General features: G+C 50.3%; 12 protein-coding genes and 1 tRNA gene. 3 read left to right on the top strand and 10 right to left on the bottom strand.

Features of this window, described 5'->3' with window-relative positions; genetic code table 11:
* Positions 1 to 118: 118 nt before the first annotated feature.
* The 3 genes from F0P93_RS20455 to F0P93_RS20445 form a co-directional block, all read right to left on the bottom strand.
* Positions 119 to 946, bottom strand: coding sequence for a helix-turn-helix domain-containing protein (locus tag F0P93_RS20455; protein WP_150879398.1), 828 nt, complete (start codon positions 944 to 946; stop codon positions 119 to 121).
* The gene (locus tag F0P93_RS20450; protein WP_150879391.1) at positions 947 to 1,918 is read right to left on the bottom strand and encodes an aldo/keto reductase; all 972 of its coding nucleotides are present in this window, start codon (positions 1,916 to 1,918) and stop codon (positions 947 to 949) included.
* Positions 1,919 to 2,395: 477 nt separating this feature from the next.
* Positions 2,396 to 2,468 (bottom strand) — tRNA-Thr (locus F0P93_RS20445).
* Positions 2,469 to 2,563: 95 nt separating this feature from the next.
* Between F0P93_RS20445 and F0P93_RS20440 the strand changes: the two genes are divergently transcribed.
* Positions 2,564 to 4,561: an ABC-F family ATP-binding cassette domain-containing protein gene (locus tag F0P93_RS20440; RefSeq protein WP_191908872.1), complete on the top strand. Its 1,998-nt coding sequence runs from the start codon at positions 2,564 to 2,566 to the stop codon at positions 4,559 to 4,561.
* A 10-nt stretch (positions 4,562 to 4,571) separates the two neighbouring features.
* Here the strand turns inward: F0P93_RS20440 and F0P93_RS20435 are convergent, their stop codons facing one another.
* Together F0P93_RS20435 and F0P93_RS20430 are read right to left on the bottom strand one after the other, a co-directional pair.
* Positions 4,572 to 5,375, bottom strand: a complete 804-nt coding sequence (locus F0P93_RS20435) for a DUF3667 domain-containing protein (RefSeq protein ID WP_150879377.1) — start codon at positions 5,373 to 5,375, stop codon at positions 4,572 to 4,574.
* Positions 5,376 to 5,434: 59 nt separating this feature from the next.
* Entirely contained in the window at positions 5,435 to 6,358 is a 924-nt protein-coding gene (locus F0P93_RS20430; RefSeq protein ID WP_150879370.1) for a bestrophin family protein, read from the bottom strand.
* A 108-nt stretch (positions 6,359 to 6,466) separates the two neighbouring features.
* On the opposite strand from F0P93_RS20430, the gene F0P93_RS20425 reads away from it, so the two are divergent.
* Entirely contained in the window at positions 6,467 to 7,783 is a 1,317-nt protein-coding gene (locus F0P93_RS20425) for a type IX secretion system plug protein (RefSeq protein ID WP_150879352.1), read from the top strand.
* A 1-nt stretch (position 7,784) separates the two neighbouring features.
* Here the strand turns inward: F0P93_RS20425 and F0P93_RS20420 are convergent, their stop codons facing one another.
* The 5 genes from F0P93_RS20420 to F0P93_RS20400 form a co-directional block, all read right to left on the bottom strand.
* Positions 7,785 to 8,945, bottom strand: coding sequence for a serine hydrolase domain-containing protein (locus tag F0P93_RS20420; RefSeq protein ID WP_150879345.1), 1,161 nt, complete (start codon positions 8,943 to 8,945; stop codon positions 7,785 to 7,787).
* An 18-nt stretch (positions 8,946 to 8,963) separates the two neighbouring features.
* Positions 8,964 to 9,572, bottom strand: a complete 609-nt coding sequence (locus F0P93_RS20415; protein WP_150879338.1) for a hypothetical protein — start codon at positions 9,570 to 9,572, stop codon at positions 8,964 to 8,966.
* A gap of 113 nt (positions 9,573 to 9,685) precedes the next feature.
* Positions 9,686 to 10,513, bottom strand: a complete 828-nt coding sequence (locus tag F0P93_RS20410; protein WP_150879330.1) for a LytR/AlgR family response regulator transcription factor — start codon at positions 10,511 to 10,513, stop codon at positions 9,686 to 9,688.
* A gap of 58 nt (positions 10,514 to 10,571) precedes the next feature.
* Positions 10,572 to 11,675 (bottom strand): redox-regulated ATPase YchF, encoded by a 1,104-nt coding sequence (gene ychF / locus F0P93_RS20405; RefSeq protein WP_150879323.1) that lies wholly within the window; start codon positions 11,673 to 11,675, stop codon positions 10,572 to 10,574.
* Between the two features lie 195 nt (positions 11,676 to 11,870).
* The gene (locus F0P93_RS20400) at positions 11,871 to 12,194 is read right to left on the bottom strand and encodes a DUF3276 family protein (protein WP_114407973.1); all 324 of its coding nucleotides are present in this window, start codon (positions 12,192 to 12,194) and stop codon (positions 11,871 to 11,873) included.
* Between the two features lie 265 nt (positions 12,195 to 12,459).
* On the opposite strand from F0P93_RS20400, the gene F0P93_RS20395 reads away from it, so the two are divergent.
* The gene (locus F0P93_RS20395) at positions 12,460 to 12,906 is read left to right on the top strand and encodes a septal ring lytic transglycosylase RlpA family protein (protein WP_114407974.1); all 447 of its coding nucleotides are present in this window, start codon (positions 12,460 to 12,462) and stop codon (positions 12,904 to 12,906) included.
* Positions 12,907 to 13,056 lie beyond the last annotated feature (150 nt).

Here is a 13,056-nt window from a genome sequence, read left to right as displayed (position 1 = left end):
CAATGTCGATCGACCCCGTCTTGGAAAAGCAGGCCCTTCGGGCTATAAAAGACTCAACCGGGAGTCGTTATAGGGCTGATAACAGAGTCATGAAACGGGCGTTTATGAGAATCGTGAATCACTTTTGAGAAAGGCCATAATTCAGTGCGGTAGGCGCCATGCCAAACTTTTTCTTAAAGGAATGCGAGAAGTGTGACAGACTTTCAAACCCCAGGTCGAGATAAATGGCCGAGGGTTTTCCATGTTTGGTTTCGATAAGGTGCTTTGCTTCGGTCAGCCGTTTGTCTTGCAGCCAGTGACGAGGTGAAGCACCGAATGTTTTCAGGAAATCGCGTTTGAAGGCTGCCAGGCTGCGACCGGTGAGCTGCGCGAATTTTTCAATGGGAACGTTGAAATGATAGTTACTAAGCATGAACCTTTCCAGGTCGATTTTATAAGGTTCTGAAAAGTCGAATAAAAAGTTGAGAAGTCCGGGTAGGGCAAGCAATAGTAATTTAACGCCTTCCTTCACTTTCAGAATTCCCATCTCATCGGTCATCGCTGCTCCTGAGCTTCGGGCGTACGGAATAATTGATTGAAAATATCCCTGAAGGAATTCGTTGGATGGAATCAGCCTATTGGGCGGACCGATGTATTTCCGTTCTGCTTCAAGCTTTTCTTCCAACACAATCCTGCGCAGCAGGTCCTCCTGCAGGGATATCACGATGGTTTCATAGTTCCCTCCGGGCAGCGGTGTTTTTGTGAGCGTACCCAGCTGGTTTCTGCCAATCAACAGCATTTCTCCTCCGGTCATGGAGATGGTTTGCGAGGAAGTTTCCAAGGTAAACTGTCCTGAAACCTGCAATACCAAGGTATGGTGGTTCCAGAAACAGACTTTCTCTTTCCGCTCGGCAGAGAGGTAAGAGTAAAAGATCACGCCGGGGAGAATTTCTGCTGGACTGGTCATTTAGCGCTGTAAGTAAGTGCCGCCGAGTATAGCACCTGTTGCAAAAGTAGTGTTTAAGGTGTTCATTTCTTCCGGCGTAAACACAATCTCCATGGCCGCGATATTTTCTGGCAAACGCGACCGGCGACTCATGCTTACCAAGGGCATAATGTGATCTCCCTGCTCATTTACCCAGGCGATTGCAAGCTGGGTTGGCGTACACCCTTTATTGCTGGCAAGTTGCTTTAAGACTTCGACTTTTTTCAGGTTGTTGATTAAGCTTTCATCTTGAAAACGGGAGAAATGGGTACGGTAATCATTTTCTGCCAGTGGTGCTTTCATTTCACCGGTCAATAAGCCCTCGGCTGTATTGGCGAAGGCCACTATGCCAATGCCTAATTCCTTTGCTGTTGGCAGCAGTTCGCTTTCTATTTGACGGTCGGCCAGCGAATAGCCGATCTCCAGCGCGCTGATGGGGTGAATGCCGTTGGCTTGACGAAGTTGGTCAGCCGTAATTTCCGATACGCCAAGGTAGCGCACTTTACCTTCCTTAATCAGGTCAGCGACCGCTCCGATGATGTCTTCCACCGGCACGCTGTCATCCATTCGGCTGGGCTGGTAGAGATCAATGGTTTCAATGCCCAAACGGGCTAGCGAGTAGTTGATAAAGTTCTTGATCGCGATGGGGCGCAGATCCAATCCCAGCCATTGACCGTTGTGAAAGATAGCACCGAATTTTACGCTGATGAATGCATCGTCGCGCCTGCCTTTAATGGCTTTGCCTACCAGCATTTCATTATGACCGGCACCGTAAAAGTCTCCGGTATTCAAAAAATTAATACCGCTATCCAGGGCTTCATGGATTGTCGCAATACTTTCTGCTTCGTCCGGGATAGAACCGCCCCAGATCGAAGACATACGCATACAGCCTAAACCAAGCTTGGAGACGGACGGGCCGTTTTGGCCCAACTGAATTTGTTTGATGGTTTTCATGGTACAAAGATCAAGCTTCAAACCACGTTGATAGTTGCTTGCACGGCTCAAATCGTTTGCTCCTACGGCTCATTTAAATTTAAACCAGTGGGGAAATGCTTTTGTGGGCAAAACCGTAGGAATAAGGTGAGTGAGAACTAAAAACTGCCTATGGCTGCATGGTAGCCGTCTCACAAAACCCTCCTTTCTTGGGGCAGGTAAGCTCTGGAAATTGAACTCGCCGACCGGCGTCAGGGGTATGTAGGAGCCTGCCCAAGTGACGAAGCCTGACCTCGATTGCGGCCTGATCGGGAATGGTTCGCCTGGGTGTTGACTGGTTTGGTCAATAATAAGGCATAAACTGGATTAACACATGGGGAAGAATAATCTTATAAGAACCGTGCACCAATCACTAATACGCTATAAAAAGAAAAAAGGCTAATTCGTTGATTTCGAGTTATTAAACTCTACAACGACGTAGCCTTTTTGTAACTTGTGAGCCTCCTACGGGACTCGAACCTGCGACCTACGCATTACGAATGCGTCGCTCTACCAACTGAGCTAAGGAGGCAAAAACGACTTTTTACCGTTTTTGTGGGTGCAAATATAGCGGGTTCTTCACAAACCATGCAAGCAAACGCGGCAAAAATGCGTAAATTTGCCGGTATGATTTCTCTTACAAACCTGTCTTATTATCTCGGAAGCCGGGCGCTCTACGAAAATGCGTCGATGCACATCAAGCCCGGTCAGAAAATTGGTCTCATTGGCCTCAACGGAACCGGAAAATCGACTCTGCTGCGGTTGATCATGGGTGAATACCAACTCGACGGCGGAACGATCTCCAAAGCGGGCGATGTAACCATCGGTTTTTTGAACCAGGATTTGCTTTCCTACCAAACCGACGACTCAATTCTGTCGGTGGCCATGCAGGCTTTTGAACGCCAGAACCACCTGCAAAAACGGATCGACGGCCTGCTGCACGAGATGGAAGTCAACTACCGCGACGAACTGATCGACAAACTGGCACGGGCGCAGGACGAATTTGCCGCCCTGGACGGTTACACGATCCAATCGAAAGCCGAGGAAATTCTGGAAGGGCTGGGCTTCTCGACCAACGATCTGGACAAACCGCTGCGGCTGTTTTCCGGGGGCTGGCGGATGCGCGTGATGCTGGCCAAACTGCTGTTGCAAAAACCGTCGCTGCTCATGCTCGATGAACCGACCAACCACCTGGACTTACCGTCCATTGTCTGGGTTGAAAAATACATTCTGAACTACGAAGGCGCGGTGATTGTGGTTTCTCACGACCGGGAATTCCTTGATAATGTGGTAGACAGCATTGTGGAAGTTTCGGGTGCCAAGCTGAATTACTACGCAGGGAATTATTCCTATTACCTCGAAGAAAAGGCGTTGCGCAACGAAATTCAACAGGGAGCCTACGAAAATCAGCAGGCTAAAATCCGACAAACGGAGCGGTTTATCGAGCGGTTTAAGGCGAAAGCCACCAAAGCCAAGCAGGCCCAGAGCCGGGTGAAAATGCTCGAAAAAATGGACCGGGTCGATGCGGTGATTGATGAAAATGCCCGCGTTAACTTCCGGTTTAACTTTTCGACGCAACCCGGTCGGCACATTCTGCACCTCGATGAAGTAACGAAAAATTACGGCGAGAAAAAAATCCTGACACACACCACCGCCCGACTTGAACGGGGCGATCACGTGGCCCTGATTGGCGCCAATGGTCGTGGTAAATCGACCTTGCTGCGGATTATTGCGGGAACCGAACCGACCACGAAGGGCGAACGGCGGCTGGGTCATAACGTCTCGTTCAGTTTCTACGCCCAGCACCAGCTGGAGTCGCTGAACGTGGAAGACAACATGCTGGAGGAATTAAAATCGGCCAATCCGACTAAATCCGAATCGGAATTGCGGACGGTTTTGGGCTGTTTCCTGTTTTCGGGCGACGATGTTTTCAAGAAAATCAAGGTGCTGTCCGGGGGCGAAAAATCGCGGGTGGCCCTGGCGAAAGTGCTGCTGTCACAAGCCAACTTCCTGCTGTTGGATGAACCGACCAACCACCTTGACATGCAGTCGGTGAATATTCTGATTCAGGCGTTGGATCAGTACGAAGGCACCTTTGTGGTGGTTTCCCACGACCGGTATTTCGTCTCACAGATTGCCAACAAAATCTGGTACATCGAAGACGAACAGATCAAGGAATACCCCGGCACCTACGACGAATACGAATGGTGGCTGGAAGAACGGAAATCGAATCCGGTCGAGACGACCGCCAGTTCTCCGCAACCGAACGTGAATGGTAAACTGGCCGAGGCCAGCAAACCGGCCGATAAGAATGGTCAAAACCGCTCCAACGGTTCTGCCAACGGCAAGAGCATTGCCAATGACGAAGAGCGCAAGGAATGGCAGCGGGCGTTGAAAAAAGCGACGCAGCAGGCCGAAGATTTTGAGCAGCAGATTGCCCGGCTGGAGAAACAGAAGAAGCAACTGGAAACCGAAATGGCCGAGCCGAAAGTCGTTGCCGACGGAAAGCTTTTTCAGTCGAAAACCGCTGATTACAAACGGGTTGGTACGGAACTCGATTCGTTTCAGGAGCAGTGGGAGGACGTGATGCTGGAAGCGGAAAAATTGGAAAAGAAGTTGGGGTAAAGTTCCCTGTTCATCCGCCAAATCGGACATAGAGGAAAAAGATACCGGCTGAAAGAAACGCCCAGGCGACTATTCCAGTTACCGCAGCCAGGGCAGACTTCAAATAGGACGTTGGACGGTCGGGCGGTAAAAATTGGCGATACGCGACGGTTAGATACAGCAGTTGAAAAGCCAGTTGGGCAATGCTAAACCAGTTCCCTTCCGGAAACATCTGCCGGATGGGCGTAAGAACGAGCGTCCAAAACAACGAATAAAAACCGGAAAAGAACACCTGTGCAACCAGGTGTTCGGCATAGTTGATGCCCGTACGGAAAAAAAAGAGCCAATACACCAGAGTAATGACCGGAACCGCCAGGAACGCAACCAGATTGCTGCGCTTTTCGAGAAACAATTGAATCGTTTGCTGTCGTTCGGCCAGCTTTAAGGCAAGCTGCTTTTGCTGTTCGGATTTGTAGTGCCTGGTAGCCGCTACCTGAACCGGATTGTTGGTTCGGGTGTACGGGTGAAAGATGGAGTTGGCAAACAACGTAAGCCCCAATACCAGCACCAGAAACGTGAAGGGATTGAAATATTTTTTTCGCTTCCCCTCCAGAATGTATTCGCGGGCCACCATTCCGGGCCGGATCGCCAGTTCTTTCAGAAGCAACAGAACGCCCTTGTCGGCGTGGGTAATGACGTGGAAAATTTCGTGAATAATGTGCGGCAGATTGAAACGGTGTAGCGATGTCGTTTGTCCGCACCGGGGGCAGTAGTTGAACGAAACGTTCAGGTTCGCCGAGCAGTTCGGACATTCTTTTACCGCATTCAGGCTCATTGCGTTAGGGTGGGGATGAAGCGATTGGCAAAATAGCGGTTTCTCCCCGAAGCTCCAACTCAAAGAAGGCCTGAATTGGAGGGCGTTTTGATGGAGTCCGAAACCGGAATGAGTTGCCGAACCGATTGCCGGATATTCTTGCAGATCGTTTCGGCGGGCAAATCGTTCGCATCTGTCCCAAACGGGTCTTCAATTTCTTCGGCGATGACCTCCAGACTGGCCAGAACGTAGAAGATGAACACGACAAACGGGACGACGAAGTAATGCAGGCTGAAAACGTAGCCGAGCGGAAGCGTAATGCAGTAAATGAAGATGAATTTTTTTAGAAACGAGCTGTAGGAAAACGGAATCGGTGTTTTGTTGATCCGTTCGCAGGAGCCACAGATGTCCATCAGACTTTGTAGTTCGCCGTTCAAAAACAGCAAATGTTCCGGTAAAAAGACACCTTTTCGCTGAAGTTCATAGACTTTGCGGGTAAGAGCCGCCGAAATTTGGGAAGGAATGTGCTCGTGCCGGTTCAATGCAGATAGAGGGAAAAGCGAACATTCGGTAAATTCTTTCTCGATGAATTGCGCCCGCAGGTGGTTTTTCATCGCGTAGGCAAAGTTGGGGATCATCACGCGAAAAAAGTCCCGCTCATCGGTGGCCGCCTGATCCAGTAAGGGTTCCAGCTTCAGGGCCAGGTTGCGGCTGTTGTTGGTGAGCGCCCCCCACATCCGACGCCCTTCCCACCAGCGATCGTAGGCGGTGTTGGTCCTGAAAACCAGCAACATCGAAATGACAAACCCCAGCAAAGAGTGCATGACCGAGATGTGCCTCAAATCCGAATTGTCTTTCATATCGAAGACGTAGAGGAGTGTAAAGGCCACCAAAAAAGAGTAGAGGGTCATCAGGCCTAAAAAAGGCATCAGCTTGCGGACGGTATCGGCTTTGGGGAAATTAATCAGAAACCGGACCCACTCTTTCGTATCGTAATTGACCATCTTCGCCTGAGTTACATCTTGCTGAGTTCAAAAATACATCCTGAAATGTTTTTTATACTGCCTTTCCCTAAAATTTCGTTCCTACCTATACCGATTTATCTATTCTAAATGCGTTCATTCTTCCGACTTTTTTTGCTGCTCAATGGCGTTGTCATGGTTCAGGCTTCCGCCCAAAATCTGCCGACCGAAGACCGGATTGCCGATCCAGCCATCAAAACCGTGATGCTGTATCCGGTGCTTGGCAACGACCCGACCGATCCGGCGCAAACGCTTAACCCGCCCATCATCGATCAATCCGTCGAGACGCAGCTCATGCTGGAATTTGACGATCTGACAGCTACGTTTCGGCCCTTCCGCGCCAAATTCGTGCATTGCAACGCCGACTGGCAACGGTCGATTCTGAATGACATCGAGTTTACGTACGAATACAACGACTATCCGATTCAGGATTATCAGATTTCGCAGAACACCAAAATACCGTATTACCACTACCGGTTTCCGGTACCGAAGGTCAAATTGCCGGGAAATTATGTGTTGGTGGTCTATAACGAGCGGAATCCGAACCAGATTTATTTCAGCCGCCGGTTCAGTACGTACCTCAACCGCGTGGGTGTGTCGGCCACGGCACAGTTTGCCAACGATCCGCAATTGCGCTTTACCGACCAGCAGATCAATTTCGAAATCAGTTACCGGGGCTATCCGCTCATTTCGCCCCAGGACGACCTGAAAATTGTCATTCGCCAGAATTTTCGCGACGACCGCGTGATCACGGGCCTGCGGCCGACCAACGTCCGGGCGTTCGACAACCTGCTGGAATACCGGCTTTTCGATCTGAAAAACACGTTTCCCGGTGGGAACGAATACCGGTATTTCGACACCCGGACGGTTTTGTCGCGCGGCAATTACATCGAACGGATCGATCGTAAGGAAGACCGCAACACGGCGTTTGTGCAAACCGATGGCATCCGAAGTGTGGGTGCGTATGTTCAAACCGACGATTTTAACGGACAATACGTGATCGATCACCTGGAAACCCGTATTGGAGCCACGCAGGCCGACTACATCACGACGGTTTTTACGCTGCGCATGGACGAGGTGCCCAATGCCGAATTGTTTGTGAACAGTGCGTTCAATTTCTGGCGGTTAGATGATCTCAACCGGATGAGCTACGTCCCGGATTTGCATGCCTACCGGGCCGACATTCAACTGAAGCAGGGCGTCTACAACTATAATTATTCCTTAAAAGGCATTCCTCCGCCCGTGTCGCGCTCCGGAATGAACCTGACGGGCAACGAAACCCTGATCGAAGGAAATTATTCGGATACGGAAAACGAGTATGAAATTCTGGTCTACCACCGTCCCCCGGCATCGCGGGCCGATCAATTGGTGGGCTATCGACGGATTGGCTACAACAAGCGGAAGTAAGTTATTTCAGCAGCAGATCGAGTAATTGGTCTTTCATTTCGCCCACTTTCCGCACATACGGTCCGTCGGTGAGCGTTCCCATATTTGTCCCCATGAAGACGTACAGTTGCTTCTCCGGGAAATGATACAGGGCGCATCCGGCACCCAAACCCGCCCCGCCGTGGCCGTAGGCAAGCTGCCCGGAATAATAGACACGGTATAAGCCCATGCCGTAACTCGGTTCGCCGTTTTTGTCGTTCACCCAGGTCATCATCGTCTTCATGCTTTTGTCTGACAACAGTTTTCCTTCCAACAGGCCGCGCAGAAATCTGACGAAATCGAGCGGAGAAGCCACCAGTCCATCGTCGCCCGACAGGGAGTTGACGTTGACTTGCTGCATCTGCGAAACATTTTCCAGCTTGCCGTCGCCAAACCGGTCGAAGTAACTGTTAACCAGATTGGTCTGCTGCTGAACGTTATGGTAAAAGGTTTGCTGAAGGTTCAGCGGAGCCAAAACGCTTTCCTGAATTAGCCGGGCGTGGTCGCCGTGTACCTGGTTGGCGATGAGGGCCAGCAGCAGGTAATTGGTATCGGAATACTGAAAATAACTACCGGGTTTGAAGCGCAGAGGAGACTTTCGAATGTACGACAAATACTCCGCACCCGTGAACGAACGCAGCGGATTTTGCAGAAAAACCGTCACGTAATCGGTATCGAGCGAATAGTTGGGAATACCGGACGTGTGATTGAGCAGCATCCGAACCGTGATGGTTTCGGCATCGGTAATGTTGTCGCTGAGATTTACGGGCAGATAGGTCGTTATCGGCGTATCAAGCTCAATTTTACCGGTTTCAACCAGTTTTAGCATGCCAACGGCCATGTAGCTTTTGGCCACACTCTGGCTGTAGTGCAAATGGCAGATTTGCATTGCGGTTTTATCTTCCAGCCGCGCATAGCCGGACGCTCCGGCCCAATAGCCTTCTTTGGGGGTATAAACCGCCACCGCAACACCCGGTAGTCCTTCCGCAGTGAAACCGTCCAGCAGCGTTTGAATTTGCCGGGCTTTGGAATAATTCGCGTTGATTGGCGTAGTTTCCGTGCAGGAAACCGTAGGCGTGGCGAAATCGTTTGGCTCACAGGCCAGCAGACTGGCCAGCAGGATGCCGATAAAAAAGAATTTCATGGAGTGGTGAGGTGTGAATTAGTGGGAAAAATGAATGCGGGAGCCAATCTGAATCAACTGGTTGGGCAGGAGAGGGACATCCGGGTTGTAGCCTTGCAGAATAAAAAACTGGTAGCTCACGAAGGGCTCCACCAGTCGTTTGGTTTTGGTGCCTTGATAACCGATTGAAAGCCCAACCGGCACCATCAACAGACCTTTGCCGGATTGGCTGGCCGACTGCCATTCGCCGTTTTTAAACACGAGTGTGGTGTTGGGGTGAAAGGCGAAATGGTAGCCCAACCCGGCTTTGACTTCGGTGTAAACCGGCCCAAAATGCGGTTGGTAAGCCGTCTGGGTGAAAACCGATAAGCCGTTTCCGCCGTTTTGGTTCCGGTAAAAACCAAGCTGAACCTGCTGGAGCAGATTGGCCCGGCGGTTGTAGGCCACCTCCGTACCCAGACTGAATCCGACATTTGAAAAGGTGCCTTTCAAAGATTTGAAAGGCACCGAAATGGAATGGAATTGTAAGCTGACGATCAGTGGCCAGTCACGCTTGACAGACTCCGGCGACGGTATGTGTTGCGCAGAAACCGGTATCAAACCCGTCAGGACACAGATAAGAATGTTGAATAAAAATAATTTTTTCATGGCGTGTTCGTATTTGCGTTGGCAAAGTACCGCCAGGAAAAGCATTTGTTGACGGCGTATAAGCCGGTTTTTCGGTGAAGTGTAGCAAAATGATCTGTGAAGTGCAGTTGTATTTATTCAGGAGAAAACCATTTTTTGAAAGCCGGGGCTTTGGTGCGGCTGACCTGAATGCTTTCCGGAAAACCGGGTATATCTTTCAGCCGTACGTTGAGCTTGCCGTTTTCCAGTCGGTCGAAGGCGGTGAGGGTTTGGCGGTGCAGGATGTACTGACGGTTGAGTCGAAAAAACCTCTCGCCCGGCAGTTCATCTTCCAGTTTGTCCAGCGATTGGTCGACCACGTATCGCTTCTGCTGATCGGTTAACACCATCGTGTATTCGCCATCGACGTAAAATCCGATACTTTCATCGAACGGAACGGCAATGCTCTGTTTGCCCGAACGAACGATAAACCCTTCCTGCCGAACGCGGAGCGCTTCGTGTTTGGTGTGGTTGGCCTGTTGAAATTGCTCGTAAAAATGAGCACCGATGTAAATACCGTTGATAGCTAAAATCCAGATGAAAAAAATGAAAATGTCGTGGGTGTAGAAACGGCGCGGAACCGGTTTGTCAGTCGCCAGAAAATTGATCGCTTCCGTCGAGAGGGCAATGACCAGCAGACTGACCACGGACGTAATCACACATTGCAGCAGGATTCGCCGGACGAAATTTCGTTCGTAGGGAAACCGGTGGTCTAACCGCCGAATAATCGCCCGGAGCATCCACCAGGCCGCATACCCCTGAACCGTGTCGATCAGGAACGTAACCGGGAGCCGCCAGCCCGACGGAATGTGGGTATACGTCAGGTAATAATTGAGGACGTTGATAATCGGAATCAGGACCAGAAACAGCGGAATGTCGCGGAACTGGTGGGATTGGGCAGGTTTGACGGAGACTTCTGCCATGGATATAGACGGGTATAAACCAAAAGATAGCGGGCCGGAAGCCCGCTATCGTCATTCATTAAGCGCTGTGCAGAAACTCCATCACATCGCCGTCGGCCACGACGTACTCCTTGCCTTCGACCGACAACTTGCCCGCTTCCCGAACGGCGGCCTGTGATTTGTACTGAACAAAATCCGGAATCTTGATGACCTGCGCGCGGATGAAGTGTTTTTCAAAATCCGAGTGAATCACGCCAGCCGCCTGCGGGGCTTTCCAGCCGCGCTGAATCGTCCAGGCGCGAACCTCTTTGACACCCGCCGTAAAATAAGTAATTAAATTGAGCAAACGGTACGACGCTTTGATGAGCAGATCCAGACCGGATTCCTGCAAACCGTATTCTTCCAGGAACATCTGGCGTTCGTCGGGTTCTTCAATTTCGGCAATCTGGGCCTCAATGGCAGCACACACGATGACCACTTCCGCGCCCTCGGCCTTCGCCATTTCTTTCAGTTGATCGGAATACTGGTTGCCGCCCGGCAGCGATTTTTCGTCGACGTTCGCGACATAAATTACCGGTTTGACGGTCAGCAACTGGAGTTCGCCCACGGCGGCAAACTGTTCTTCGGGCGTTACATCCACGGCCCGGGCGTTTTGTCCGGCTTCCAGGGCTTTTTTGTAGCGGATCAGGATTTCCAGTTCGGCTTTGGCTTTGGCGTCGCTACCGGCGCGAACGGCTTTTTCGGTGCGTTGCAGTTTCCGGTCGATCGACTCCAGGTCTTTCAGTTGAAGCTCGATGTCAATGATTTCCTTGTCAAAAATCGGGTTGACGCGCCCTTCGACGTGGACGATGTTATCGTCTTCAAAACACCGGATGACGTGGACGATGGCATCGACTTCCCGGATGTTGGCCAGAAACTTATTGCCCAGGCCCTGTCCCTGGCTGGCGCCTTTGACCAGCCCGGCGATGTCGACAAATTCGATGATGGTTGGCACCACTTTCTGGGGCTTCACCAGGCTTTCCAGCGTGTCCAGCCGTTCGTCAGGCACCGTGACGACGCCGACGTTGGGATCTATGGTACAGAACGGATAGTTGGCAGCTTCGGCCTTTCCGCTCGAAATGGCATTAAACAAGGTGGACTTCCCAACATTAGGCAGCCCGACAATACCGCATTGAAGACTCATGTATTTTTAATTTTGAATGAGTGAGTGAGTGAATGAGCGAATGAGTAAATAGTTTGACAAGAATCCGGCAGGCTATTCACTCATTCGCTCATTCACTCATTCACAATTGTCTCGCAAAGTTCGGACATTCAGGGGCGAAAAACAAAAAAGCCTCCGGGGATCAGAGGCTAAGTTGTGGAAGAAGAGATAGAGGGGTTATTCCCACTTCAATTCGCTGCCGCCCACATCTTCCAGTTCATCTTTCACGGCGTACTGGGAGAAGTCGAATTCAGGCATCAAATCGGATTTAATATATTGAATGGTATCGTGCAACGCATCAGAGAACTTGTCGAAATCTTCTTTGTAGAGAAACATTTTATGTTTCTCGTAAATAAAACCGTCGCCCTGCGGATGCCGGCGGCTTTCAGTAATGGTCAGATAATAGTCGTTGGCGCGGGTGGATTTGACGTCAAAGAAGTAGGTACGTTTTCCAGCTCTGACGCGCTTGGAAAAGATTTTTTCTTTCTCTTTTTCTTCCACAATCTCTGGTGGTTTGAGGTGATTTAAACGCTAAAATAAGCGGATTAGTATAACTAGCAAAAATATTGCCTTAAATTAATTTTCATAGCGTACGGCCCAAACTGGACAGGTTTAAGAGAACACTAGAATAAAGAAAGAAAACAGTTTGCTTCTTAAGCAGTTGCTGTTATCTTTGTAATGAGGGAATTGTTAAATTTCTGCTAAAGGTGGGGCGTAAGTGTCTGGCGCTCAACCTTTTTTTGTTTTCCACCAAACCTCAAACTGTATGAGTATAATCGTCACGATCATGCTGCTTTTCGGCGGCATGAAATCAACGGAGGCCCAGTCGGGTCTCATACAGAAAGGAAAGGCTTCTTTCTATTCAAAACGCTTTCATGGGAAAAAAACCAGTTGCGGAGAACGTTATCAGAACGACAAACTGACGGCGGCACACATTTCTCTGCCCATGAACACCATGGTCGAAGTGACCAACTTATCCAATAACCAATCCGTTGTCGTTCGGATTAACGACCGGGGGCCGCACGGCAAAGGCCGCATCATCGATCTGGCCTATGCAGCCGCGAAAACCCTGGGAATCGTTAAAACCGGCATCGCCAATGTGGCCATCCGGGTTGTCGGTCATAACCGGAAAATAACCGAGCCTGCCACCGCCGTGTTGTTTCCGCTTACGAACCGTTTAGAACCGTTGCTTGCCCCCATCGATACCATTTAAGCGCGGAGAACGTTTTCATATCGCGGTTGGATCACTGAATCAAAGCGTAGTTTGCGCCGGGCGCATTTCAGACACAAGGCAAATTTGATGTGCCGGATGCCTAAACTACCCTTCGAATCCTTTTGATGATCCGGCCGCGATCTGTATTTT

This window comes from Larkinella humicola, from assembly GCF_008727875.1.
GTDB classification, from domain to species: domain Bacteria; phylum Bacteroidota; class Bacteroidia; order Cytophagales; family Spirosomataceae; genus Larkinella; species Larkinella humicola.
The sequence above is the reverse complement of the archived record's forward strand: the minus strand, read 5'-3'. Positions and strand labels throughout refer to the sequence as shown.

What these genes read in the sequence shown, in the direction of transcription:
- F0P93_RS20455 (WP_150879398.1), bottom strand. Translation starts at nt 946, where the DNA reads ATGACCAGTCCAGCAGAAATTCTCCCCGGCGTGATCTTTTACTCTTAC.
- F0P93_RS20450 (WP_150879391.1), bottom strand. Translation starts at nt 1,918, where the DNA reads ATGAAAACCATCAAACAAATTCAGTTGGGCCAAAACGGCCCGTCCGTC.
- F0P93_RS20440 (WP_191908872.1), top strand. Translation starts at nt 2,564, where the DNA reads ATGATTTCTCTTACAAACCTGTCTTATTATCTCGGAAGCCGGGCGCTC.
- F0P93_RS20435 (WP_150879377.1), bottom strand. Translation starts at nt 5,375, where the DNA reads ATGAGCCTGAATGCGGTAAAAGAATGTCCGAACTGCTCGGCGAACCTG.
- F0P93_RS20430 (WP_150879370.1), bottom strand. Translation starts at nt 6,358, where the DNA reads ATGGTCAATTACGATACGAAAGAGTGGGTCCGGTTTCTGATTAATTTC.
- F0P93_RS20425 (WP_150879352.1), top strand. Translation starts at nt 6,467, where the DNA reads ATGCGTTCATTCTTCCGACTTTTTTTGCTGCTCAATGGCGTTGTCATG.
- F0P93_RS20420 (WP_150879345.1), bottom strand. Translation starts at nt 8,945, where the DNA reads ATGAAATTCTTTTTTATCGGCATCCTGCTGGCCAGTCTGCTGGCCTGT.
- F0P93_RS20415 (WP_150879338.1), bottom strand. Translation starts at nt 9,572, where the DNA reads ATGAAAAAATTATTTTTATTCAACATTCTTATCTGTGTCCTGACGGGT.
- F0P93_RS20410 (WP_150879330.1), bottom strand. Translation starts at nt 10,513, where the DNA reads ATGGCAGAAGTCTCCGTCAAACCTGCCCAATCCCACCAGTTCCGCGAC.
- ychF (WP_150879323.1), bottom strand. Translation starts at nt 11,675, where the DNA reads ATGAGTCTTCAATGCGGTATTGTCGGGCTGCCTAATGTTGGGAAGTCC.
- F0P93_RS20395 (WP_114407974.1), top strand. Translation starts at nt 12,460, where the DNA reads ATGAGTATAATCGTCACGATCATGCTGCTTTTCGGCGGCATGAAATCA.